This window comes from Sinorhizobium sp. B11, from assembly GCA_039725955.1.
In the GTDB taxonomy this organism is placed as follows: Bacteria; Pseudomonadota; Alphaproteobacteria; order Rhizobiales; family Rhizobiaceae; genus Rhizobium.
The window spans coordinates 791,314-816,637 of the sequence record CP091033.1 but is presented as its reverse complement, the minus strand read 5'-3'; the positions used below and the strand labels follow the sequence as shown (position 1 = coordinate 816,637).

At 59.7% G+C, this 25,324-nt stretch carries 23 protein-coding genes; 8 read left to right on the top strand and 15 right to left on the bottom strand.

Annotated features, from left to right (window positions below; translation table 11 throughout):
- The gene (locus tag LVY75_03730) at window positions 1-1,437 is read right to left on the bottom strand and encodes a DUF3300 domain-containing protein (GenBank protein XAZ21316.1); all 1,437 of its coding nucleotides are present in this window, start codon (window positions 1,435-1,437) and stop codon (window positions 1-3) included.
- Between the two features lie 41 nt (window positions 1,438-1,478).
- A complete protein-coding gene (locus LVY75_03725) occupies window positions 1,479-1,793 on the bottom strand; it encodes a hypothetical protein (GenBank protein ID XAZ21075.1) in 315 nt (104 codons plus the stop codon).
- Between the two features lie 323 nt (window positions 1,794-2,116).
- On the opposite strand from LVY75_03725, the gene LVY75_03720 reads away from it, so the two are divergent.
- The 5 genes from LVY75_03720 to LVY75_03700 all read left to right on the top strand — a co-directional run bounded on the left by LVY75_03720 (window position 2,117) and on the right by LVY75_03700 (window position 7,470).
- Entirely contained in the window at window positions 2,117-2,458 is a 342-nt protein-coding gene (locus tag LVY75_03720; protein ID XAZ21074.1) for a DUF3302 domain-containing protein, read from the top strand.
- The gene (locus LVY75_03715; GenBank protein ID XAZ21073.1) at window positions 2,458-3,615 is read left to right on the top strand and encodes an HlyD family secretion protein; all 1,158 of its coding nucleotides are present in this window, start codon (window positions 2,458-2,460) and stop codon (window positions 3,613-3,615) included. The genes LVY75_03720 and LVY75_03715 overlap by 1 nt, the downstream gene beginning before the upstream one ends.
- Before the next feature lie 100 nt (window positions 3,616-3,715).
- Window positions 3,716-5,416, top strand: a complete 1,701-nt coding sequence (locus LVY75_03710; protein ID XAZ21315.1) for a SulP family inorganic anion transporter — start codon at window positions 3,716-3,718, stop codon at window positions 5,414-5,416.
- Between the two features lie 20 nt (window positions 5,417-5,436).
- The gene (gene ppk2, locus LVY75_03705) at window positions 5,437-6,279 is read left to right on the top strand and encodes a polyphosphate kinase 2 (GenBank protein ID XAZ21072.1); all 843 of its coding nucleotides are present in this window, start codon (window positions 5,437-5,439) and stop codon (window positions 6,277-6,279) included.
- A 39-nt stretch (window positions 6,280-6,318) separates the two neighbouring features.
- Complete coding sequence (locus tag LVY75_03700) at window positions 6,319-7,470, top strand: AI-2E family transporter (protein ID XAZ21071.1); 1,152 nt, start codon at window positions 6,319-6,321, stop codon at window positions 7,468-7,470.
- Here the strand turns inward: LVY75_03700 and LVY75_03695 are convergent.
- From LVY75_03695 to LVY75_03660, 8 genes are all read right to left on the bottom strand, one after another.
- A complete protein-coding gene (locus LVY75_03695; protein XAZ21070.1) occupies window positions 7,452-7,688 on the bottom strand; it encodes a hypothetical protein in 237 nt (78 codons plus the stop codon). The two genes, LVY75_03700 and LVY75_03695, sit on opposite strands and share 19 nt — an antisense overlap.
- A gap of 167 nt (window positions 7,689-7,855) precedes the next feature.
- Window positions 7,856-8,200, bottom strand: a complete 345-nt coding sequence (locus tag LVY75_03690; protein XAZ21069.1) for a potassium channel family protein — start codon at window positions 8,198-8,200, stop codon at window positions 7,856-7,858.
- 21 nt (window positions 8,201-8,221) lie between these two features.
- On the bottom strand, window positions 8,222-9,319 hold the full coding sequence (gene cax, locus LVY75_03685; GenBank protein ID XAZ21068.1) for a calcium/proton exchanger: 1,098 nt from the start codon (window positions 9,317-9,319) through the stop codon (window positions 8,222-8,224).
- A gap of 132 nt (window positions 9,320-9,451) precedes the next feature.
- Complete coding sequence (locus LVY75_03680; GenBank protein XAZ21314.1) at window positions 9,452-10,324, bottom strand: amino acid ABC transporter substrate-binding protein; 873 nt, start codon at window positions 10,322-10,324, stop codon at window positions 9,452-9,454.
- Window positions 10,325-10,395: 71 nt separating this feature from the next.
- Window positions 10,396-11,754 carry a putrescine-ornithine antiporter gene (gene potE / locus LVY75_03675; GenBank protein XAZ21067.1) on the bottom strand — a complete coding sequence of 453 codons (1,359 nt, stop codon included), beginning with the start codon at window positions 11,752-11,754 and terminating at the stop codon, window positions 10,396-10,398.
- Between the two features lie 20 nt (window positions 11,755-11,774).
- Entirely contained in the window at window positions 11,775-14,138 is a 2,364-nt protein-coding gene (gene speC, locus LVY75_03670) for an ornithine decarboxylase (protein XAZ21066.1), read from the bottom strand.
- The gene (locus LVY75_03665) at window positions 14,135-16,396 is read right to left on the bottom strand and encodes a lysine decarboxylase (protein XAZ21065.1); all 2,262 of its coding nucleotides are present in this window, start codon (window positions 16,394-16,396) and stop codon (window positions 14,135-14,137) included. The genes speC and LVY75_03665 overlap by 4 nt, the downstream gene beginning before the upstream one ends.
- Before the next feature lie 159 nt (window positions 16,397-16,555).
- Entirely contained in the window at window positions 16,556-17,482 is a 927-nt protein-coding gene (locus tag LVY75_03660; GenBank protein XAZ21064.1) for a cation transporter, read from the bottom strand.
- A 177-nt stretch (window positions 17,483-17,659) separates the two neighbouring features.
- On the opposite strand from LVY75_03660, the gene LVY75_03655 reads away from it, so the two are divergent.
- Complete coding sequence (locus LVY75_03655) at window positions 17,660-19,015, top strand: amino acid permease (GenBank protein XAZ21063.1); 1,356 nt, start codon at window positions 17,660-17,662, stop codon at window positions 19,013-19,015.
- Between the two features lie 16 nt (window positions 19,016-19,031).
- On the opposite strand, the gene arcC is transcribed toward LVY75_03655, so the two are convergent.
- The 5 genes from arcC to LVY75_03630 form a co-directional block, all read right to left on the bottom strand.
- Window positions 19,032-19,967 (bottom strand): carbamate kinase, encoded by a 936-nt coding sequence (gene arcC, locus LVY75_03650; protein ID XAZ21062.1) that lies wholly within the window; start codon window positions 19,965-19,967, stop codon window positions 19,032-19,034.
- 1 nt (window position 19,968) lies between these two features.
- Complete coding sequence (locus LVY75_03645) at window positions 19,969-20,973, bottom strand: ornithine carbamoyltransferase (GenBank protein ID XAZ21061.1); 1,005 nt, start codon at window positions 20,971-20,973, stop codon at window positions 19,969-19,971.
- Window positions 20,974-21,010: 37 nt separating this feature from the next.
- Window positions 21,011-22,240 carry an arginine deiminase gene (arcA, locus tag LVY75_03640; GenBank protein ID XAZ21060.1) on the bottom strand — a complete coding sequence of 410 codons (1,230 nt, stop codon included), beginning with the start codon at window positions 22,238-22,240 and terminating at the stop codon, window positions 21,011-21,013.
- 167 nt (window positions 22,241-22,407) lie between these two features.
- A complete protein-coding gene (locus tag LVY75_03635) occupies window positions 22,408-22,614 on the bottom strand; it encodes a hypothetical protein (protein XAZ21313.1) in 207 nt (68 codons plus the stop codon).
- A 185-nt stretch (window positions 22,615-22,799) separates the two neighbouring features.
- A complete protein-coding gene (locus LVY75_03630; GenBank protein XAZ21059.1) occupies window positions 22,800-23,150 on the bottom strand; it encodes a hypothetical protein in 351 nt (116 codons plus the stop codon).
- A 270-nt stretch (window positions 23,151-23,420) separates the two neighbouring features.
- On the opposite strand from LVY75_03630, the gene LVY75_03625 reads away from it, so the two are divergent.
- Together LVY75_03625 and LVY75_03620 are read left to right on the top strand one after the other, a co-directional pair.
- The gene (locus LVY75_03625) at window positions 23,421-24,638 is read left to right on the top strand and encodes an ATP-binding protein (protein XAZ21058.1); all 1,218 of its coding nucleotides are present in this window, start codon (window positions 23,421-23,423) and stop codon (window positions 24,636-24,638) included.
- Window positions 24,628-25,302, top strand: coding sequence for a response regulator (locus LVY75_03620; protein XAZ21057.1), 675 nt, complete (start codon window positions 24,628-24,630; stop codon window positions 25,300-25,302). The genes LVY75_03625 and LVY75_03620 overlap by 11 nt, the downstream gene beginning before the upstream one ends.
- Window positions 25,303-25,324 lie beyond the last annotated feature (22 nt).

The window sequence follows — 25,324 nt, the reverse complement described above, 5'->3', positions numbered from 1 at the left end:
TCACCGCCGTCTGCCGCCACCACCACCGCCACGCCCGCCGCCGCCCTGCGGGCGAGGCCGATGCTGTGCGGGGCGAGCGGACTGACGATGGGCGCCCATGCTCTGCGATCCTCGTTTCGAGGCGACAGCTTCGCGCCGGCCGGACTGGACATTCCCAAGTGCGCTCGGTTGACGCCCCCTATTGTCGGGCCTGGCGGCCATCTGCGGTTTATTGGGCCTGTTGGCGGATCTCTGCGCGGGTTTGGACGGGCGATTGGCCGCCTTCTGAGGACGTGCCTCCGGCCGGCCAGCTGCAGGCCGATTTCCTGCCGTTGGTCGATTTCCTGCTGATGGGCGATCCCCTGCCGATGGCCGGTTTCCTGCCGCTGGGCGGTTTCCTGCCGCTGGGCGATCCTTCAGGCCCTGTGCCGTGCTCTTGCGGATATCGTCCGCACGCACTGAATTGGCGCGATTACCGGGCCTCTGGGCAGCCTGAATATCGTTTGCCCTGTTGCGCAGCTGGTTGCGATTGTCAGCCTGCAGGCCGGATTTGATCGCCGAACGGTCCAGCTTCGAAAGCTGGTCCTTGCCGATGCTCAATTTGCTGCGGTCGACGTTGCTCCAGTCGACATCATTCCACTTGAGCTTTCCATTGAAGTTGCGGTCGTTCAGGCAGTTGTTACAGTCGATATCGATATCGCCACCCCAGCGGCCGCCCCAGACACCCCAGTCATCCCAGTTGACGACAGCCGCCCAGGCGAGGCCGGTCACGGCGCCAGCAAAGAACGCGGCCCCAGGGTAATAATAGTTGTCGTAATAATTGGGATAATAGGAGATCGGCGCCGAGGTATAACCCGGTTCGTAGAGCATTTCCGGCGGATATTGCGGGATATAGATCTTTTCCGGATCCGTCGGCCGGATGATGATATTGTCGTTTTCGGTTACGACCGTCACCTTGTCATCCGTCTTGATGATGTTCTTTTCAACCGCCTCGTCGCGAAGCTGCTGGATGGCAATCAGGACGTCCTTCTGCTGATTGGTGAGCGCATCGGCGAGCGATTGGGTCCAGTCGAGATCCTCGCTCATCATCTTGACGACGTCAGGGTAATTGAGCAGGGAAACGACGCTGCCGTCCCAATCACTCTTGGGCTTGAGATCGGAATTCTTCTTTTTTGCTTCCAGGAAGCGCTGCGCCTCGATGATCTGGAGAGGAAAGAGTGAGGCGGCGGAAATTGCTGCGACCAGTTCATCCGGATAGAGAGCGATCCGCGCCACAAGCACTTCGAGCTCGTCCTCCGACAGAAGCGTGGCCGCCGGTTGCTCGGCAGCCGCCTGCGCGGGCGCCGCCGCAGCAGGAGCCGGGGCTTGCGTCTGGGCTCGTGCCGGTAACGTCGGCTGCAGCGCAATGATTGCCAACGCCGATAACCCACCAAGCAGTTTGTGGGACAATGCTTTCATCACGCACGTACCTCCCTTGGACAATTGAATGACAGATACGCTTACGGAAATTTCGGGCCGGTCTGCGGGGACCGCCTGAGCATTACGATTTTCGATTGGGCGATCGCCTCCCCCATCTCTTTCAACAGGGCATCGACGAGACCCGCATATTCCAGTCGCCGCGCCTCCCGAACTGCCTCCGGTAGCCTCTCGACATGCGCTAGAGCCTGCGCCGCAGCGGTGAGATCCTCACACATGCTGTGAAATGGCTCATTGATATAGAAAAGTCGCTGCACCAGCCGCTTCTGGTCGGGAAAATAAGTCTCAGCCGTCTCGAGGGCGGACAAATATGTCGAACCTTGTTCTCCCGACACCATCCCCGCCCCCGCCATCAAACTGCGCTAAGCAGATGAGGAAACTATATAACAGGGCGATCGGCAGCAGACGTAAAATACACGATCCTACGTTAGCCGGCTTTTGAAAAACCGCGGCAGTCCCGAGTGGCAATGCCGGCATGACCGCTGTTGCTCTGATCCCGCCCTATTGCTCTCACGTGGAGATGGTCCCCACAAACGGCAGAGTTTCCAACGCTTCAATAGAGCTTACGCGATGCTACGGGCCTCAGCATGAAAACAGGCCTAATATTCTGCCCTCGACAGCGATCAAACGGCTCGGCAAGGCCAGCCCGAAGGGAGCGACCGTGTTTCTCGACTATTTTGCCTTGGGCGTCCTGGTCTTTGTCTTCGTCACCCTTTTCTACGCGGTGATCGCAATCCACGACATTCCTCACCTCATGGCCAAAGCGCGCAATCATCCGCATCAGGACGCCATCCATGTTGCCGGATGGGTCAGCCTCTTCACCCTCCATGCAATCTGGCCGTTCCTGTTCATCTGGGCCACCCTCTACCGCGAGGATCGCGGTTGGGGCATTCGCACGGATGGAAAGCTGTCGGCGGAAGCAGAAGCGAATGCAGAAATTGCCCGTCTTCATGCCCGGATTGCCGAACTCGAGGCACATAGCCCGGAGAGGGAGCACGCCTGATGGATCTGCTCCTGATACTCACCTACGCTGCGATCTGCTGGACGATATTCAAGATATTCAGGATTCCGGTAAACCAGTGGACGCTCGCAACTGCCGTTCTTGGCGGGATATTCCTCATCTCAGCCCTCCTGCTTCTGATGAGCTACAACCACCCCTATTCGAGCGACGGGCGCATCTATTTCACGTCGGCTCCGGTTATTCCGACGGTAGGAGGCCAGGTTGTCGAAGTGCCTGTCACTGCGAATACGCCGTTGAAAAAAGGCGACGTTCTCTTTCGCATAGATCCGCGACCCTACCAGTTCACGGTCGACCAAAAGAAAGCAGCTCTTGCCGAAGCTGAACAGTCCGTCCTGCAATTGAAGGCGGCGCTGGATGCCGCCAATGCGGCAGTCACGGGGGCCGAAGCTTCTCGGGACAGATCCTTGCAAGCCTTCGAAAAATTCCAGCAATCGAACGAGAATTCAAAGTCGAGCGGCCGGGGTGCCGTCTACTCCGAACTCGAGGTCGAAAACCGGCGCGGCATCTATCTGACTTCAGAAGCTGCGGTGGATACGGCGCGGGCGCAGGCCGTGCAGGCAAAGCTTGCCTATGAGTCCGAGATCAACGGCACGAACCCGACCGTCGCACGGATAAAGGCCGAACTGGACAATGCCGAGTACGAACTCGACCAGACAACCGTGCGGGCGCCGACCGACGGCTATGTCACGCAGGTTTTCCTCCGGCCCGGAATGATGGCCAATCCACTGCCACTCCGACCAGTCATGGTCTTCATCGACAGTCAGGATCGCATGCTGGCCGCAGCATTCATCCAGAATTCGCTGCAGCGCGTTCGCGTCGGTGACGATGCTGAAGTCGCATTCAAGGCCGTCCCCGGCAAGATATTCAAGGCGCGCGTTCAGGAGGTCATCGACGTTATGGCCCAAGGCCAATTGCAGCCCGGCGGTGCGCTGATCGACCCGCAATCACCCGAGCGGCTTTCGCCCGGACAAACTCTGGCGCGTATCGAGCTGCTCGAAAGCACCGATGCGTATCAGCTGCCCGGCGGCGTAGTCGCAGAGGTCGCGGTCTATACGCATTACTGGCACCATGTTGCAGTTCTCCGAAAGGTGCTGCTGCGCATGAGCAGCTGGATGAACTACGTGTTCCTGGAGCACTGAGCCGGTTCATGACGATTTTGGCAGCCAGCATAAGGTGCTGGGAGGGGCGTAAGGAAACATGACAACGCGATAGGAGTCCGCGGTGATAGGCAGTCTTCCGATGTTGCGGGGCCTAGCCGGTTTCAACAAGGCCTGGTTCCGGAGTGATATCCCGGCCGGGCTGTCGATCGCCGCCGTCGGTCTGCCGAGCGCTATCGCCTATCCCGCCATCGCGGGGCTGCCGCCGGAGACAGGCATCTATGCCAGTATTGTCGCGCCGGTCGCCTATGCGATTTTCGGGCCTTCCCGGCTCCTGATCGTCGGGCCCGATGCTGCGACGATGACCGTGCTGGCAGCGGCGATGGGCACCATCATTGCTGCCGCACCGGCGGGAGGCGATGTCGATCGGGTTGCGGTCGCTTCGGCGCTTGCGCTGGGGGTCGGCATTTGCTGCCTAGCAGCAAAATTGCTGCGGCTCGGCGTTCTCGCGAGCTTCCTGTCCCGCCCCATCCTGGTCGGTTTCTTTGCCGGCGTCTCTCTCTCGATCCTGATCGGACAGATCGGTCGGTTTACGGGCGTAAAAATCGAATCCGACGGGTTGGTCTCGCCGCTTGTCGAGATCTTCGCCAAGAGCAGCCTGATTCACTGGCCTTCGCTTATCCTCGGCACTGCCATGTTCGCGTTGCTCTGGACCGTCCGTGGCTTCAATCTGAAAATCCCCGGTCCCGTCCTGGTCGTCGTTATCTCAGTTATCCTTTCGGCGCTCTTCGATTTTCGTGGTCGGGGTATTGCCGTCGTCGGCGACCTCCCAAGCGGGTTGCCGAGTTTTTCCCTGCCGGCTTTCTATCAGATGCCTCTCGACAAACTCATGATCGGCTCGGTCACGATCTTCCTCGTCAGCTTCGGCGCCGGTATCGTGACGGCGCGCAGCTTCGGATCGCGGACCGGCGAAGAGGTCGATGCCAATCAGGAGCTGATCGGGCTTGGTGCTGCCAATATCGCCCCGGGCCTTTTCGGCTCGTTTCCGATCAGCGCATCGGATTCCCGTACCGCCATAAACCTGTCGACGGGCGGCGTTTCGCAGCTCGCCGGGCTCGTTTCGGCGGCGACGCTGATCGCGGCACTGGTTTTCCTGCATGGCGCGTTGCGGATTCTTCCGATCCCTGCACTTGCGGCCATTCTCGTGGCGGCGGCCATCAGCCTGATCGATATTCGCGAGCTCAAGAAAATCTGGCGCATCAGCCGCATGGAGTTCGTCTTTGCACTGATCGCCATGTGGGGAGCTATCAGTTTTGGCGTCCTCAACGGCGTGATCGTCGCCGTCGGCGCGACCTTCGTCTATCTACTGCGCCAGACCATGTTTCCGCGCGACGGCCTGCTTGGCCGCATCGAAGGCCGGCATGGCTTCTTCGACCTTCAGCGCTACCCGGAGGCACGCCCCGTCCCGGGCGCCGCCGTCTTCGCGGTTCAGGGCAGTATCCTGTTTTACAATGCCGACTATGTGCGCATCCGGCTGATGTCGGTCGCAAAGGAACTTCCCGCCGACACCAAATGCCTGGTGCTCGATGCCAGCGCCATCACGCAAATCGACAGCACCGGCGCCACCGCACTCGAGGCCGTGGCGGAATTGCTTGTGAAGCGAAACATCATCTTTGCGTTCGCCGATCTCAGCGATGAAAGCCGCGCCATTCTCGAGCGGGCCGGGATCATCAAGACAGTCGGCGCCGAGAATATTTTCAATGGCAGAGAAGAGGCCCTGCGAACGCTGATCGGCGATATCGACCAGATCGGCAATGCCGCACCGGCAAGCGCTGCCCCGTGATGACAGAAGGAGGGAGAGACATGGACGAGAATTACGAGCCGCAACTCGCCGATGGCGAGGAGCCCCGCACCGGCAAGGGCAAGAAGAAAAAGAAGTCATGGGATTACGAGAAGGAGATCAGCCGCCTGCAGGTGGAATTGGCCCATCTGCAAGCCTGGGTCAAAAAATCCGGCGCACGGATCGTCATCGTCTTCGAAGGACGTGATGCTGCCGGCAAGGGCGGGATGATCAAGCGCATAACGGAAAGGGTCAGCCCGCGCGTCTTCCGGGTGATCGCCCTGCCCGCGCCGACCGACCGCGAGAAATCGCAGATCTACATGCAGCGCTACATCGCCCATCTGCCAGCCGCCGGCGAAATCGTGATCTTCGATCGCAGCTGGTATAACCGTGCCGGAGTCGATCGGGTCATGGGCTTCGCCAGCGACAAGAAGGCACAGCGCTTCCTTGAGCTCGCACCGCGGTTCGAGGCCGCCATCGTCGAAAGCGGCGTCATCCTGCTCAAATATTTCCTGACGGTCAGCGAAGAAGAGCAGGAACGGCGTTTCAGACGCCGGATCGACGATCCTCTGCGGCAATGGAAACTCAGCCCCATGGATGTCGAATCCTACCAACGCTGGTGGGACTACACGCGCGTCTATGACGAGATGCTGCGGATGACCGACAGCAATCACGCGCCGTGGTGGATCGTGCCTTCGGATGACAAGAAGCGGGCGCGGATCAACTGCATCTCGCACATTCTGCAATCGATCCCTTATGAGCGTGTGAAATTCGAGGCGCCGGATCTTGGGAAGCGCCAGAAGCGCCCGTCGGCCTATGTCGAGGATCGCGCAATCCGGCATGTCGTGCCCGACACGACGTCATGACGATGGGTCCGGCTCTACATGCCGGGGATGGATGTAGCCATGGAGCAGGTCAATGATACGGCCCCGCAACCGAGCGGTGCGGGGCAATTTTCGATCGAGGCGCGCGTCAGCGATCTCGTTCGATTGGGCATTATAGGGCTTTTTGCCTATTGGACACTGGAGCTTATCGCTCCTTTCGCGCTGATCGTCATCTGGTCGGCTATCCTTGCCGTGGCGCTGTTTCCGATGTTCGATGCACTCTCGCGGCTGATCGGCAACAGGCCGGTGATCGCGTCGATCGTCATCGTCGTCAGTTGCCTCGTCCTGATCATTGCCCCGCTTGCCCTCGTCGCCGTCAATTTCGCCGACACTGTGCAGGCGTTGATCGGCAAGTTGCGGACGGAAGACTTCACCTTGCCTGCCGCCCCGGCTGCCATCAAGGAATGGCCCGTCATCGGCGAGCGCATCTATAATACATGGAACCAGATTGCCGGCGACCTGGCTTCTACCATCATCAAGTTTCAAGCGCCTATCCGCGAAGTGATGGGCGTCATCGTGGCAAAGCTCGCTTCGGTCGGCGGCGGTGTCTTGAGTTTCGTTGCCTCGATCCTGCTTTCCGGCCTGTTTCTGACGCGGGCCACGCCACTTGCTGCGGCAGTGCAGCTGCTGGCAAACCGGATCGGCGGCGAAAAAGGCGTCGGCTTTGCCCGGCTTGCCGGAAGTACGGTGCGGAATGTCTCGCGCGGCGTCATTGGCGTCGCCTTCCTGCAGACGCTGCTTTGCGGTTTGTGCTTTGCCTTTTTCGACATCCCCGCACGCGGTGCGCTGACCTTTGCCGTCTTCATGCTCTGCGTGATGCAATTGGGTCCTGGGCTGGTGCTTCTGCCCATGATCGTTTGGGCCTGGTTTTCCTGGTCCTATGGCACCGCACTTATCTTTACCTGCCTGGCGATACCGATCACGGTGGTCGACAATGTCCTGAAGCCCATATTGATGTCGCGCGGTCTCTCAACCCCGATGCTCGTGATCCTGATCGGGGTCATCGGCGGTACGCTATCGCACGGGCTTCTCGGGTTGTTCCTGGGGCCCGTAGTCCTCAGCGTCTTTTACGAATTGCTGCGAGCCTGGGCCTGGCCAGCGGCAGCGTCAACCGGATCCGAGCATGAACTCGCTGCCGGCTTCGACGGACAGGTTCAGCGGTCGGTGCAGTAGACGAGAACCTCCTGCTCTATTTCAAGGCAGAGCTGCTCATATTCCGTAATCAGCCTGTCTTCACGCGGGCGCTGATTGCGGAACCGATCCAGTGCATCGACGGCAAGATCGTAGGCTTCAAACATTTCACCAAGTGTCTCGCTGGCGATGCCAGAAAGACGATGACGAATATCAGGCAGTCGGAGCATCAATTTCCTTCGTCCACGCTCTCGGCTCATAAGGCAGCTCCGTATATTTGCGCACCCCCGCAAATCGTACGAACTCAGGGGAACGCCGGCCGTTCCCGATTGGTTACCGAAAATTTATTCGTAAGAATGGTTCCGTTGGATCACATTACAAGAGATCGAATTGCGCTCTGCACAGTGCGGCGTAAACGAAGAGGGCATCAGGGCTCCCAATCGTCAGCGTTCAAGGCCTTTACAGTGACTGCGGCGACAATGCCGGTCAGCACAATTCCTGCGAAGCCGATGACCAACGACAATACCCGCGCCGAAACATGTTTGGGAGTAAAATCGCCGTAGCCGATGGTCAGGCCCGTCACGAACGTGAAATAGAGAGCCTCATCGAGGCGCCAGTCTTCGATGCGCCAGATTGCAAGCCCGCATCCGATCATCACAAGGACCACCCCTGATACGATTGGCCAGATCACGCGAAGCTGCCTTACCAGTGTGGTGAAGAACAGACGCCGCATTTGTCGATGGGTCAATTCACGACCAGGTTTCATTGGCATATTTGCCTCCGCCGGCCCGCATCACGATGTCTGATCGGGCAGAACATAAAGCGTCATGGCAAAGATCATGTAGACCATCAGCACCAGCATGCCGATGAACCATGCCGAACGCCCGCTATTGGTGACGAACATTGCCGTGATCGTGGCCAAGAAAACCATGACCACGACGCCGGGCGCAAATTGCAGATCCATCGGTGTCGGACCGATCAGATAGCTCAAGAGGACCAGCACGGGCGCGACGAAGAGCGCGATCTGCGACGCGCTTCCAAGTGCAATGCCCACACTCAGGTCGAGCCGGTTCTTGCGCGCACCGGAAAAGGCCGAAGCCATTTCGGCAGCACCGCCGACCAGCGCAACGACGATGAAGCCGACAAAGGCTTGCGTCATCCCGAAAACCTTGGCGGCCTCTTGCACTGACTCGACGAAGATCTCGCTGACGAGCGCGACCAGCACTGTGACACCAGCAAGCGTGGCCAGGGCCATGCCGATCGGCCACGGCGGCTCTTCGGCGTCATGGGCTTGCTCGGCTGCGGCGAAAGCGTCGCGATGTGTTTTGAGCGTGAACAGCAGGCCCAGCGCGTATCCGACAATAAGCAGGATCGCCAGGCCGAAGCTGAGCTTGTGGATGACGGCCGTCGCCGATGCAGAATCCATGGAAGCAACTGCCGATGGCATCAGCAGACCGATCGTGGCGAGGAAGAGCAAGCCCGCCTGGAGGCGGGCATTGGCGCGGTTGAACTCCTGCGTGTGATGTTTGAGGCCGCCGAGCAGAAACGACGCTCCCAGCATGAATAGGGTGTTCGTGACGATCGCACCGGCGACGGATGATTTTACGAGCGTGTATTGCCCGGCGCGAAGGGCAGTCAGTGCTATGACGAGCTCCGTCAGGTTTCCAAGCGTCGCGTTGAGCAACCCGCCGGCAGCATCGCCTGTCTTTGCCGCTACGGATTCAGTCGCGTGACTGAGGAGACCCGCGAGCGGTATCACCGCAAACACAGAGAGGATGAACAGCAGCGTGTGCGCCTCGGGGGCAACGCTCGCAGCGACAAAGACGACCGGCACTGCGACGAGCAGCCACAGCATCGGGTTGTGACGAATTTCTTTCCAAAGGAGGCTCACCCCACCACTCCCATCCGTTTCGCTGCATCCATATTTCTTGCTGCGGCATGCAGACGGGTTGCAGGTCGACGGACCTGCTCCGGAGCGTGCCGCCTTCATTTTCGACGGCCGTATTTCCCACCGATCGCGGTGTTATTCCGGCAGCGCCGTCTGCTGGAAGAATGTCACCGTTGCTTCATCCGGTGGCCCGAACCACGTGGTGAAGAAGGTTCGGAAATCCTGCGCCGCATAGGTCTGGCTCAAGGCACGATCGACAGCGAGACGGAAGTCCTCGTCGCCGCGTGCCAATTCGAGACCGAGCGGCTCGTAGGTGAAATGGCGCTGCAGGACGATGAGATTGCCGGAATTGTCGCTGCGGGCGGCAGCATCCATGAGGACCGGCATATCACCGAAGAGTACCGCCGAACTGCCGTCCAGCACACGTTCGATACCCTGCTGATAGTTGTTGACGGGCGTTGCGGTCGCCGCGAGCTGGAAGGTCTTGATCCTGTCGGTCAGCCAGCTTTCACTTGTTGTGCCGGCGATCGAAGAGAATGTCTTGTGTTCCAGGATCGTGCGGGCCGGCGAACCGCGCCAGACGGGTCGGCTTGTCGGTTCGCCATATTGCAACACCTCCCGCAGCGCCAGCGGAGAACTGGTGCTGAGCAATGCGCCGGTGCCGCTCGGGAAGATCGGGATCGAGAACGAGACAAGTTTGCGGCGCGTCAAGGTCACCGGCTCCGCACCGCAGACAAGATCGGCTGCACCGCTCTCGATCGCCGTGGTCTTGGCATCGCCGGACAGGGGAACCCATTCGACATCGAGCTTCGACAGGTTCAGCTGTGCTCTCAGACTGTCGGCAATCTTGTTGCAAAGAGCGACGGCATAACCATCCGGCCTGCCCTGCTCCGAATTGAAGGAAAAGGGCCTGGCATCCGGATCGTAGCCGAGCTTGAGCGCGGTGCTCGTCTTGACGCGATCGAGCGTCTGGGCTTGCGCGGGCGCGATGAGCGCCGATGCCGCCATTGTAGCGAGGACGGAGGCGGCGATCACCGCCCGGCGACCATTTCTCTTTGACATGATTGGTCCTCCCTCTGTTATTCGGCCGGGGCCTGGTTCACGCCGCCGGAAAAGCGCGGGGCGATCAGGCCGTAGATGATGAAACCGATGCCTGTGACGATCATGCCGCCGAGCACTGCATCCTTGCCGGAGGCGTAGATGGCGAAGACGCTATAGGCCATGCCGATAAGCGCGATCGTGGCATTCAGCTTGTATTTCGCCGGCGGCACGCGGGCGGCCTTCATCATGACGAACAGCGCAGACAGCGAGATGATGTAAGGCAGCACATTGGTGACGACAGCGAGATTGACCAGTGCGGAGAACTGTTCGCTCAGCGTCGGCGATATGGTCATCAGGGCAAGGCAGGTCTGCACGATGCCGAGAATGATCATCCCCCGCACCGGTGCACCCATCTCGTTGACCCGCGAGAAAATGGACGGGAACATCCGCTCGTCGGCGGCGGTCTTCGCCGTCTGGGCAATCGTGAACTGCCAGCCGAGCAGCGAACCGAGGCAGGCGAGCACCGCAAGCGCCATGATGATCGAACCAACAGTCGGGTTGAACATGGTGGCATAGGCGAGCGCGAACGGCCCGGTGGAGGTCGCGAGATCCGCATTCGGCACGATGCCCTGAATGACCGTCGTCGACAGGATGTAGATGACGGCTGCACCGAGCGTCCCGAACATGCAGGCGAGCGGCACATCGCGCTTGGGATTTTCGACGGCATCGGAATTCTGTGCGGCCGATTCCATGCCTAGGAAGGCCCAGAGGGTCAACGAGATGCTCGATCCCATCCCTTGCGCAAGCGATAGTCCTTTCGGGTTCCAGGCGGCCGCGAACGTGCTGGAGCTGAACCACAGCCAGCCGATGATCGACAGCAATCCGACGGGAAGGATGACGCCCCAGACCGTGATCGACCCGATGCGGCCGGTGATGCGCGGTCCGCCGAAATTGGCGGCCGTGGTCAGCCACAGAAGGACGATCAGCGCCAGGCAGGTCATGATGGGGGTCGAGGTCAGAGCCGGAAAGAAGCCGGCGAGATAACCAACAGCCGAAATGCCGATCGCCACGTTGCCGACGGCAAGCGACAGGAAATACAGGAAGAACACCATGAAATAGCCGTCCTTCCCATAGGCATCTTCCGCATAGGCGGACATGCCGCCGGGGCGCTGGTTGAACAGCCCGGCCTGGGCAAAGCCATAGGCGATCGCCATCGAGCCGACGGCGGTCACGAGCCAGGACAGCAGCGAGATCGCACCGACCTGGGCCATGTTGGCGGGAAGCATGATGATGCCCGAGCCCATCATGTTGACGGCGACGATGAAGGTGAGCTGCACAAGGTTCATCTTCTTCTTGGCCGTGGTCTCGGCCGCGAGATGCATCGTGTTATCGGTCATGACGAAATCCTCCCTACCCCCTACTCGCGCACGACATATGTGTGGAATTTGATCCGCCCATCGATCCGCTCCTGGAACACGCCCTGGACCTCGTAGTTGAAGCCCGGGAAGCGATTGAAGGATTCCTCGAAGGCCAGGAAATAGTCGCGCATCGGCCGCGCCCGATCGTCCCAGCGCTCGCCGGGCACGATCACGCCGATACCGGGCGGATAGATCAGCGCCAGCGTCGCGGAGATCCGGCCGGCGGCTTCCGTCAGCGGTACGTAATCGACATTGTTGGCGACCAGCGCTTCATAGGCTTGCTTGGGCGCAATTGCGGGCTCCGGGAAGCTCTCGGAACGGAAGCACAGACGCTGAAGTTCCTTGACGCCGGCCTCGCGGTAGAAGGAATGCATCTCCCGGCAAACCTGGCGAACGGTATAGCCGGCATAGCGCTCGCGATTGGCCGCGTACACGGTCGGCAGCACCTCCTGCAGCGGCGCGTCTCGGTCCCACAGGTTCTTAAACTTGACGAGTTTGGCAACGAGCGTATTCAGCTTGCTCTCGTCCTCCGCTGGGGTAAGCAGGAAAAGCAGGCTGTTCAGATCGCATTTTTCCGGCACCACCCTCTGCTCGCGCAGATAATTGGCAACGACAGTCGCCGGAATGCCGAATTCGCGATATTCACCGGTTTTCCGGTCGATACCGGGCGTCAGGATTGCAAGCTTGTTCGGATCGACCATGGTGTAGCCGGGCGCATAGCCCGAATAACCATGCCACTTCGCCTGCGGATCGAACCGCCAGCATTGCTGCTCGCGTTTGAGCACATCGGTCGGGATATCTTCCCATCTGGTATCGGCGAGATCGCCGGTGTGCTTCGAGCCCGAAACCGAAAGCCTGTCCGGCACAAAAGGATCGAAGAACCATTGTTCTTCGGGGCTTGCCGCCTTGCTCTCGTAGTGATTGACGAAGCCGCGCAGCTTCTTGCGCACCTCGATGCCGAGTTCGATGCAGCGGTCCCACAGCATCTCGCCGGCCTTGCCCTCATGGACCTTGGCGTTGACATCGAGCGAGGCGAAAAGCGGATAGAAGGGTGAGGTCGAAACATGCATCAGCAGCGATTCATTGAAGCGCTTGTGTTCGACGAAGCGGCGCTGGCCGCTGATATGTTCGTCCCGCTTGTGGATCTGTGACGCCTGCGAGAAGCCTGCGCCCTGCTTGTGGACCGACTGGGTGGAAAACAGACCTGGCATGTCGGCACCGAGGTCCTTGAGGCGCATCGGGCTATGGCCATCAAAGAGCGGATGAAAGGCGTTATAGCCAATCCAGGCTTCGTCCCAGAGCACGTAATCGCAGAGATGGCCGATCTTCTCCATGACCTGCCGCACATTGTAGATCGTGCCGTCATAGGTCGCGAGCTGGATACAGGCGAGACGGAAAGGCCTCTCACCCTTCGCCCGGCTCTTGTCGGTGACCAGCGGGTGCTCCTCGATCTTCTGCCGCAGCCAGCCCTCGTCCCAGGCCGCCCAATCGACAGCACCGATCATGCCGAAGGAATTGCGGGCGGTCGGCAGATAGATCGGAATAGCGCCGGCTTGCACGAGAGCGCCCTGATGCAGGGACTTGTGATTGTTGCGGTCGAAGAGCACGAGATCGCCGCTGCGCAATACGGCATTGGCCACCACCTTGTTGGAGGTGCTCGTGCCATTGAGGATGAAGTAGGTGCGATCCGCGCCGAAGATGCGCGCTGCCTGTTTCTGGGCTTCGACGGCGGGGCCTTCATGGATCAGCAGGTCGCCGAGATCGACGTCTGCGTTGCAGAGGTCGTTTCGAAAAATGCTCTCGCCGAAATATTTGAAGAAAAGCTGCCCAGCCGGCGATTTCCGATAGAACTGGCCGCCCTGATGCCCCGGGCAATCGAAGGCGATATTGGCCTCGCCATCATAGGCCATCATGCCGCCGAAGAAGGGCGGCAGCAGCGACTTGCCGTAATTGACCGCGCTGGAGACGATCTGCTTAGCATAGAAGGTCGGCGTCTGCTGGCCGAGATAGACGAAACCATCCACCTCGCCGGCCATCTCGACGACATCCATGTCGGCAATGGTCAGCGTATCGGCCATCGCCCAGATCGGCGTGCGGAAGCCTATATCTCTCACAGAACGAAGAAAGCTGCGTGCCGCCGGCAGCTTTCCGCCCTCGACCGAGCCGATATAGGCGCCGACATCAGCATCCTCGGAGACATCGGCGGAATAGTCGTCGCGCAACTCCACCTCGAATCCGTCAGCGGTGATCTGCGACACGAGCGCCTGTGCCTGAGAATTGTCGCGGTCGATGATCGCCACGATCTTCAGCATCTTGTGGAAGGGTATGGCGACCGTCGGAGACTTCACATCACGCGGGATCATTCCTGCCCCTCCCCTGCAATGCAATCGACAAGGTAGCGACGTCCGCCATCACCGGGCGCGAAGCGAAGGCCGTGAATATCGGTTTCGAAACCTGGGAACTTGCTGTCGAAGTCACGAGCGTAAAGCAGGTAATCCTGGATCGACTTCGTCGACTGGGTGATCCGCTCGCCCGGCATGATCAAGGGAATTCCCGGTGGATAGGGAACGATCATCACCGCGAGGATGCGGTTCATGAGATTGTCGATCTCGACGCTCTCGATCTTGCCCTTGACCAGCCGGTCATAGGCATCGGCGGGACGCAGGGCCATTTCCGGCAGCACCGTGTACATCTCGCGCTGCGCCTTCGGCACATCGTCCTTGCGATAGATCGCATGGATCTGCTCGCAAAGATCCTTCAGTCCCATGCCGGCATAGGCTTCCGGATGGGCTGCGGCGAGCGCCGGCAGCGCCCGGGTCAATGGCGTATTGGCATCATAAAGATCCTTGAAATTGAGGAGTTCCGTGACGAGCGTGCTCCACTTGCCGCGGGTGATGCCCATCGAGAAAAGGACGAGGAACGAGTAGAGACCGGTCTTTTCGATCTCGATGCGCCGCGAAGACAGGAACTTGGTGATGACGGCAGCCGGTATTCCGTGCTCGTCCATCACCCCGCTTGCCGAGAGACCGGGCGACAGGATGGTGACCTTGATCGGGTCGACCATGACATGATTTTCGGCAAGGCCAGTAAAACCATGCCAGGCGTCATCGGGCTTCAGCACCCAGTCGGCATGAGTGTCACTCGGCGTCTGCTCGGCAACCGTCGGCTCCCAGACATCGAACCACCAGCTTCCATCAGTTTGTTTCCTGACAGCATTCATCGCCCGTCGGAAGCTGATCGCCTCGTCAATCGTCTCCTGCACCAACGCGCGACCCGCCGGCTGCTCCATCATCGCAGCGGCGACATCGCAGGAGGCGATGATGCCATATTGCGGCGAGGTCGAAGTGTGCATCATGAAGGCTTCGTTGAAGCGCGTGACATCGAGGCGCTTGTTCTCGGCATGCTGGATGTGGATCATTGATGCCTGAGACAGGGCGGCCAGCAGCTTGTGCGTCGAGTGCGTGGCAAAGGTGATGGCGTTTTGCGACCGCGCTGGCTGGTTCGACGAGATGCCGTGGAAGCCGTCGTAGAATTCGTGGAAATTCGCATAGGCGTACCAGGCCTCGTCGAAATGCAGCACCTCGACTGCATCCCCCAGTGACGCCTTGATGGCATCGACATTGTAGCAGAGCCCGTCATAGGTCGAATTGGTGATGACCATCAGCCTGACTTTGCCGCTGGTCTGCCCGGCAAAGGGGCTGGCGGCAATCTTGCCGGCGATCGATTCCGGCGTGAACTGATCCTTCGAGATCGGGCCGATAATGCCGAGCCCATTGCGGGACGGCGTCAGATAGATGGGTGTCGCGCCTGTCATGATGAGCGAGTGCAGGATCGACTTGTGGCAGTTTCGGTCGCAGAGCACGAGATCGCCGCGCCCGACCATGCCGTGCCAGACGATCTTGTTGGCGGTCGACGTGCCGCCGACGACGAAAAGGGTCTCATCCGTGCCGAAGATGCGCGCCGCATTGCGCTCGCCCTCGGCGATCGGCCCGACATGATCGAGAAGCGAACCGACACTGCCGACCGATACCGAAATATCCGATCGCAGCGTGTTTTCGCCGAAGAACGTATAGAAGAGCTGACCGACGGGGCTCTTGCGGAAGGCGACGCCGCCGCCATGGCCAGGTGTGTGCCAGGAATAGGCACCCTCCAGCGTATAATCCATCAGCGCCTTGAACATCGGCGGCGGCAGCCGGTCGAGATAGTTGCGGGCGGCCTGCGCGATGGCACGGGCCATGAATTCCGCCGAATCTTCGAACAGCCGGAAAAAGGCATTGGCGTGCCGCAGCACTGCGGCAGGCACATCTTCCGCGGTCGTGTCGTCGCCGAAGAGGAAGATCGGCAGACGGTCGTTTCTCTGCCGCTTCGCAGCCAGAACCTCGCCCAGCACCTGCCAGCGTGTCGCCTTGTCCTCGGTTCCATCGACGGAGACCAGCCAGCAGGATTCGGTGTTGAAGACATGGACCAGACGACGGGCGTCTTCATAGGACACGCCGGAGACGATCCGGAATCCTTCCTTCTCGATGGCGGCCGCCAGATCGCGCATACCGCGCCCGGCAGCACTCTTGCCATCAAAATCCTCGTCGATAACAGCGATAGGAAATGCCGTCTGGAATTCCATGCGTTCCTCCAGAAACCGAGGGGTCAAACGCTGCGGCCGCCATGCAGCCGTCTGCATCTCAGGTTGAAGGATGGTACATGACGGGTAGTGCAGCGTCGTTGATTGCAATCAACGTGACGGGAAGCATTTCACGGCGAAGGGGGAAGCCTCGTGCCGGGACTATTCCGCCCATTCGTGATCGGCGGTGAAGGCAATGGTCAGCCAGCGATTGGCGCTTTCATCACCGATCGCATTGCCGATCTCGTCGCGCAGCGCGTCCCACTCCTCGATAGTTTTCGCGGGAAGCCCTTCGGGCACGATGAAGTAGAGTTCGATCTGCTTGGCGCGGCCGACCTGGGCGACATAGGCGCGGTGCGAGACGAAGCCGAGGCGGCGCACCGTGTCGGATGCGATGCGATCCACGTGCTCTTGCAGATCGACAGGCGCGATCAGCAGGATTTCGCTTAGCGCTTTCCAGATCGTGCCGATCGGGAGTGGGATCATGACAAGACAGACGAGGATCAGGACCGCAGGGTCCATATAGCTGGCGACCCAGGCAACAGGTGTCGCCTGGACGGCCATGCCGATGAGAAATGCGATAAGCAGTGCAAGCGCGATGCCGCCCGACATGATCCAGGCCTTGATGTCGAGCGAGATGAAATCGGATTTGATGCGGCGGTTGAACCGGATGCCGAGGACAGCCATGATGGCGCAGACAAGCACGGTTGCCGCGGAATAGGCGATCGCCATGCCAAAGCGTAGTTCATGGCCGCCGTTCAGAATGCTGATGATCGCGCTGATCAATGCATAGACACCGACCGTCATCAGCAGGCAGCCATTGAGCATCAATACGATCGGCTCCAGATGCCAGAACCCCATGGTGAAGCGGTTTCGGATCCTGCCGGACTGGGCATCGCTCTGCGTCGACTTGATGATCAGGGTAGAAACCCAAAGTGCCAGCCCGGTCATCGCCGCATCGGCCAGCGAATAGACGCCGTCGAAGGCGATGGAGAATGAGCCGGACAGAATGCCGAAGACAACTCCGAGCACCGCGACCACAACGGTGGCTGCAATCGAGATCCTGAGAAACCCCTGCTCGCCCAACATCAACGTCACCTCCAGCACTGTGAGTAGCTGCTTTACCCTGATGTCGAAGGCTAAACCAGACCGTCAGACTACGCATTGATCCGGATTGCGGGAGCCCGTTTTAGCAACGACAATCGCGGCTCGAAGGCGGTCCGAAGAGCCATCGGCTTCCGGAAGCCGGCTCACGGGAGGGATTTCATGACAACCTCGTCGAATGGCAAGAGCCTTGGACTTGGCGCCTGCACAGCCATCGTTGTTGGAAACATGGTTGGGTCCGGATTTTACCTTTCGCCGGCCGCTGTTGCGCCCTACGGCAACCTTGCGATCATCGTCTGGATCCTCATGGGTGCCGGGGCGATCTGCCTCGGCCTTACTTTCGCGCGCCTGGCGAGGCTCGTGCCCGCCGTTGGCGGTCCCTATGCCTATACGCGGCTCGGTTACGGCGATTTCGCAGGCTTCCTCATCGCCTGGGGTTATTGGATTTCCATCTGGACATCGCTGCCCGTGATCGCGATTGCCTTTACCGGCGTGATGGTCGATCTCTTCCCTGCCCTCAGTAACCGCTTCACCGCGACGGTACTGACGCTCGGCGTCATCTGGGCGATCGTGCTCGTCAATCTTCGCGGCGTCCACGCCGCTGGCCTCTTCGCGCAGGTCACGACCTATGCCAAGCTGCTCCCCTTCGGCGCCGTTGCCATTATCGGCCTTCTTTATATCGACACATCGCATTTCGCCGAATTCAACCCGAGCGGCCAGCCGCTGCTGCAGTCATTTGCAACGCTGGCGCCTCTCACCATGTTCGCCTATCTGGGCCTGGAATCGGCGACAGTTCCTGCCGGCGACGTCGAAAATGCGGAGCGGACCATTCCGCGATCGACCGTACTTGGGATATCGATCGCCGCCGCGCTTTACGTACTTGGCACTGTCGTGGTGATGGGCCTCTTGCCCCGCGAACAGCTCATCCATTCGGTCGCGCCCTTTTCCCAGGCGGCGGGGGTCATGTGGGGCCGGCCGGGCGAGCTGGCAATCTCGATCGCCGTGCTTGTGTCCTCGATCGGTGCGCTCAATGGCTGGACTCTTCTCATGGGGCAGGTTCCGATGGCGGCGGCCCGCGACGGTCTATTTCCGCCGCTTTTTGCCCGGCTCTCCTCGCGTGGCGTGCCTGCATGGGGCATGGTTATTTCAGCTCTTTTCGCAACGATCCTGGTGCTCGTTCAGGCACTTGGCTCAGAAGGCTTTGCCGCCGTCTATCGTTTGATGGTGGGGCTGAGCACAATGGCCGCCGTCGTTCCCTATGCCTTCTGTTCGCTTGCCGGAACTCTTGTTGCCGGCGCGACGCTCGGGCGAATGCCAAGAGTAAGCGCGATCGAACTCATCGCCTTTGTCTTTGCGATCTTCACCCTCTACGGTTCCGGAGCAGAACCGGTGCTCTATGGCCTCGTGTTGCTGATGCTTGGTATTCCTGTCTATGTCTGGCAAAGACGAAACGCGGCCGAAGCGACAGACAAGGAGACGGCAGCAGCTGCAGCATCGCGCCCGGCCGTCTCGGGATAGTGTTTGTGTCGAGAGATTAGTGCCAGCTCAAGCCGTCAAAGCCGGTATTGATAAGTGTCCCGCGCTCGCCCCGGACCATTCCGCCGATGTCGGCAAGGGAACCGATTGCGGCTGTCTTGCCGTTTGCCCGTGCAAAATGGCAGGCGGCGTCCACTTTCGGCCCCATCGAGCCGGCCGGGAAGGAGAACTGGTTGAGATCATCAGGACGGACGCGATGGATTGCCTTCTGAGACGGCTTGCCCCAGTCGATGCAGACGGCCTCGGCATCCGTTGCCATGATCAGCATGTCGGCGTTGAGATCGCGCGCCAGAAGCTCCGAGCAGAGATCCTTGTCGATGACGGCTTCGACACCGATCAGCTTCCTGTCGGCGCCTTTTTCATACATGGTCGGTATGCCGCCGCCACCTGCACAGATGACGATCGTCCGCTCTTCGAGCAGCCAGCGAACCGGACGGATCTCGAAGATGCGCTTTGGTATCGGCGAGGCCACGACGCGCCGCCATTTGTCGCCATCCTGTTTGAATACCCAGCCCTTTTCCGTGCGAATCCGATCCGCCTCGCCCTTGTCATAGACTGGTCCGACGAACTTGGTGGGGTTCTGGAAGCCGGGATCGGCGGCATCGACCTCCACCATGGTCAGAAGCGTCGCCAGGGGTTGCTCGAATGGCAGGAGATTACCGAGTTCCTGCTCCAGCATGTAACCGATCATGCCTTCTGTCTCGGCACCGAGAACATCAAGCGGATAGGCCTCCTCGGGTTTATAGGCCGCTCCCTGGAGTGCGAGCAGCCCAACCTGTGGCCCATTACCATGGGTTATGACAAGTTCATGTTCAGCCGCCAGGGGCGCGATCGCCTGTGCCGCGAGGCGCGCATTTCGCCTCTGGGTATCGGCAGTCATAGGCTCCCCGCGCCGGAGAAGCGCATTGCCGCCGAGCGCAATGACCACACGCATTCTAATCTCCCAAAGTAGCGACAAGCAGGGCCTTGATCGTGTGCAGGCGATTTTCCGCCTGCTCGAAGGCGACATTGGCCTCGGATTCGAAGACGTCATTGGTCACTTCGAGGCCGTTCTCCATGCCGTAATCTTCGGCGATCTGCTTGCCGAGCGTGGTTTCGGTGTCATGGAATGCCGGCAGGCAATGCATGAACTTGGTCTGCGGATTGCCGGTCGCTTTCATCAGGTCCTTATTCACCTGGTAGGGAGTGAGCAGCTTGATGCGTTCGCGCCAGACATCCTTCGGCTCACCCATCGAAACCCAGACATCGGTGTGGATGAAATCGACGTCCTTGACGGCCTCCTTGGGATCTTCGGTAACCAGCAGGCGCGCGCCCGAGGCCTGCTGCAGATCCTTGGCGATCTTCATATATTCTTCCGAGGGCCACAGCGATCTTGGGCCGCAGATGCGCACATCCATGCCGAGCAGGCAGCCGACGATCAAAAGCGAATGCCCCATATTCGAGCGTGTGTCACCGACATAAGCATATTTGATCGCAGCGATCGGCTTGTCGCTGTGTTCACGCATGGTCATGACGTCGGCAATCATCTGTGTCGGATGATATTCATCCGTCAGGCCGTTATAGACTGGCACTCCGGCATATTTTGCCAACGTCTCCACGCCCTTCTGCGCGGAACCGCGATACTCGATCGCATCATACATGCGCCCCAGTACCCGTGCCGTGTCCTTGAAAGATTCCTTGTGCCCGATCTGCGAGCCCGACGGATCGAGATAGGTGACATTGGCGCCCTGGTCCGAGCAGGCGACTTCGAAAGCGCATCTTGTCCGGGTCGAGGTCTTCTCGAAGATAAGGCAGATTTCCTTGCCCTTCAGGTGCTCCTGCTCGGTGCGGGCATATTTGGCCCGCTTCAGATCTCGGGCGAGATCGAGGAGATAGCGGAATTCCCGCGGCGTATAATCCTGCACGGTTAGAAGCGAGCGATTTCGCAGATTGAAGCTCATGGTCTTGCTCCGTCGGTCAGTTTTGTGAGTGAAAACGTCAATAAGCCGGATCGCGCCAGATGGGGCACGTCATGCAATGTCCGCCACCGCGGCCGCGGCCGAGTTCGGAACCTCGGATGGTGATGACCTCGACACCTGCCTTGCGCAGTAGCGTGTTGGTATAGGTATTCCGGTCGTAGGCGACGACGACACCGGGTTCGAGCGCGACGACGTTATTGCCATCGTCCCATTGCTCGCGTTCGGCCTGATAGGAATTGCCGCCTGTTTCGACCGTGCGTAATAGCGGCAGATCGAGCGCTTCGGCGACAACATCGAGCATCGGCTGGCTTTCGGGATGAATCTCGAATGTGCCGTCGTCGTCTACCGGATACATGCTGTAGCAGCGGATCTGGTCGACGACTTCCGCAAATAGCGTGACGATATCGCGATCGCAGAAGCTGAAGACCGTATCGAGATGCATTGCCGCGCGGCTCTTCGGCATCAGGCAGCCGATTACCCGCTTTGCCGCCTTGTTCCTGAAGAGGGCCTGCGCCACCTGGCCGACGGCCTGATAGGTGGTGCGTTCGCCCATGCCGATCAGAACTGTGCCATTGCCGATCGGCATCACGTCACCGCCCTCCATCGAGGCATTGGCGAACTGATTGTCGGAATCGCCCCACCAGATCCGGAAGTCGCCGCCGTGGAATATCGGGTGAAATTTATAGATCGCGCGTTGGATCAGCGTCTCGGCGCGTCTTGCCGGCCAGAACATCGGATTGCACGTTACCCCGCCATAGATCCAGCAGGAAGGGTCGCGCTGGAACAGGGTGTTGGGGATGGGCGGGATGACGAAATCGGTTTCCGGCAGGGCACTCAGCATCAGCGACTTCGCCCTGACATCAGGCAGATCGGAAATTGAAATGCCGCCGATCATGAAGGCGGCAAGCTGTTGGGCCGGCATCTCGTCGAGCCATGGCCGCATCGCCTCGGCGATCTGCGAGCCGAGCACGTTCGGGGTGACGCGTCGATCCAGCACGAAATCGCGTGCCTGCTTGTTGGAGAGCGCCTGGCCGAGCAGGTCATGGAGCTCGAGAACTTCGACCCCTCTTTCCTGCATCTTCAGGACAAAATCATAGTGATCCTTCTGGGCCTCATGCACCCACAAGACATCGTCGAAAAGAAGGTCATGGCAGTTTGCAGGCGTCAGGCGCTGATGGGCCAGAGATGGCTTGCAGACCATGACGGTTCTCAGTTTTCCGACCTCAGAATGAACGCCGAAACCACGCATGCGGTCCTCCTTCCAGCCTTAGGATGGCGGCTACGCCGCCGGCCATTAAACACATTCAGCCTGCTGGCAGCCTATTTGGGCAGGCCGGGGCATGTCATTGATTGCAGACAAGGTGCATTGCAGCATTTGCAACTCCCTGGCCTAGCCTCCAGAGAATGCAGTTCCATTCAATGAAGGTCGGACGTATCGCAACGCTGTATCGGCCACGAACGCCAATGGGTTGGATGAACGTCCAGCAACTCGCCGGTGAGCGCGTTAGCCCATCCGCCGGGCAGACGAAGGCAGGGAAAAACAAGGGCATGGACGCCTTCGTCGTCTATGACGGCGAGTTCTATATCCTCTTCGAACGGAGCTTCGACGACCAACCGCCACATCACCGAACCCTCCCCGACGATGAACGAGCGTCGACCAACAAGAGGCCCTGTTTCGGAATGCCGGTCACTCGGCCGGCGTGATTTTTCCTGCCAGCGCGCGGATGCCGCAACGACCTCCGCTATGTCCTGCCTTTTGATGGATTCGCGATCGCGCGGCTTCCTTCGCGGGAACCCTGCATGCTCGCTCATTCGATGTAGAACGTCAGGTTGCCGTTGCGGGCGCGCGTCACCCATTCGATCTGATTGGGTGTCAGTTTCTTGGCCTTCAGTTGCTGAACGAGCCATGAGTTGGAACGGATCGCCGTCCGGATTTCCTTGACGTGTTCAGCGCTGCCCGGCCTCGGCATTGCGCCGACTTCAACTGCGGTTCGAAAACTGACGATGGAAAACCGCTTGTCGTGATAGGTTCTGATGTGCTCCGGCAGGTTTTCGGCCCAATTCATGCGCCGGAATTCCTTGCGGCTCTGCTGCGCGCCAACAGGTGTCACCAACGACGCAGCGGTTGCAATAGCAATAGCAAGAGCAAACTTTCTCATCTTCCAGCTCCCTCAAATGGCTGTAAACCCATCGCGTCGCAGAGTAGCGGAACAGCGAGCCAGAGGCATTGAGCCGGATCAATGGAGATGAGGCCGCGCCAAAGCGCCGGCTCGCCGGTCCTTCAGCAGGTCCGGTTGCAGAAAAAGACCAATAGAGTCTACGCGATACTACACTGATCCCCCATCCAAAGATGGTAAACTCACGTCATTGTTGAGAAGGGAAGGCCGTCGAGGCCCTGGATTGCTTCTCAAAGGGCGGAGGAGACCATCATGTCCACCAAGATGGAGGCGCCGCAAGTTGCCGGATATCGTTCCTTTGTCCCGGGCGGGATGGGACGAACCTCGTTCGACGGATCGCGAATAGCACGCCCTGACTCAGCGCCAAACCTGTCGCGGGAGAACGGACAACAGGCGATCTGGATCCGGCAACTCTACGAACTCATGCCCGACGCGGTGTTTTTCATGACCGCCAGCAATAGAATTTCGGCCTGTAACAGGGCTGCGGTGACTTTGTTCGGTTATGAGGAAGATGAATTGCTCGACCGCAAGATCGACTTCGTCTGGTCTTCAATGCCGGATATTCAGATCAAGGGACGCTGGGCGGACCAAGGCGTAGTGCGTGCGGGCCTGGCAACCACCAAGAGCGGCGTTCAGTTTCCAACTGCCCTGACCATCATCCGAGAAAAAGGCGAAAAAGAAACCTTCGCGGCTGCGATCTTTGAGGATTTCCGGACTGAGCGCGGAACATTGCAGCAGATTCAGGAGCTTCAATGTGAGCTGGCGCGTCTTGCCAGGATAGTCGCGCTTGGAGAGATGACGGCAACGCTGGCACATGAACTCTCCCAGCCGCTGTCCTCGATCGCCGCCTACTCCGAGGGGTGTAGGCGCCTTGTGACGAGCGATGGCCGCCGGCACGGCGAGGAGCTTCGTGAAGCTCTGTCGGAAATTACACAGCACGCCTCGTGGGCAGGAACGATCGTCAAGAACATCCGGGACGCTGCAAAGCGCGGCGCCGGTGAGAAGCGGCCGGAGGCGATGCACGCACTGATCCGCGAAGCGACAGCGCTTGGGCTCGCCGGATCAGCCCGGAAAGGCCTTCTAACCGATATGCGGCTCGACGCAGCGCGGGATATCGTCGTCGCGGACCGCGTCCAGATCGTCCAGGTGCTGATGAATCTTCTTCACAATGCCGTCGAGGCGACCGATGGCATTGAGCAGCCAACCATCGCAATCCGAACCAGAACCGGCGACTTCTCGCTGGTCGTCGAGGTGTCCGATAATGGCTGCGGAATTGCCGCCGAGATCGAAGCGGCGCTGTTTCGTCCCTTTGTGACCAGTAAACCGCGCGGACTTGGCATGGGGCTGGCATTATCGAAACGTATCATCGAAGCGCATGGAGGCCGCATAAGCGCGCGCAAGGGAATACAGGGAGGCTCGGTCCTTTCGTTTTCGCTGCCGCTGGCGGAGACAACGATCAATGGCGAATGACCTTACGATCCATCTCGTCGACGACGAGGAGTCGCTCCGGCGCTCTCTGACGTTTTTGCTGGTGTCGGCAGGCTTTGCCGTTCGTGCACATAGTTCTGCGAAGGCGTTCCTGGAACTTCTGCCGCTGTCCGGCCGAAGCTGTCTTGTCACTGATCTATGCATGCCTGACAGCAGCGGCATCGAATTGCTCCATCGCCTGCGACGCCTCGGCATAGACGTGCCGGCAATCGTTATTACCGGCCACGGCGATATTGCCGCGGCTGTACAGGCGATGAAGGCCGGGGCATTCGATTTCCTGGAAAAACCGTTGAAGGAAGACGTGCTTGTTGCAGCCATCAACGGAGCGATGGACCAGAGGCGGACCAGCAGGATTCTACCTGATTCTGGCAGCGTCGCCACACGGCTCCGCCAGCTTACCGAGCGCGAATATCAGGTTCTGATCGGCGTCCTCGATGGGGCGCAGAACAAGATGATTGCGTATCAACTCGGCATCAGCTCGCGCACGGTGGAGGTCCACCGTGCCAATGTGATGGCAAAAATGGGCGCACGCAATCTTGCAGAGCTCATGCGTATGGCCATAACCATTGATGCCGCATCGCAACCACCTGAAACCGCGAAAGCTTTGCCCGTCGGTAGCTGGTCAACTTATATTCGGCAAACCTAAAGCAATTCTTGCAACCTCAGGC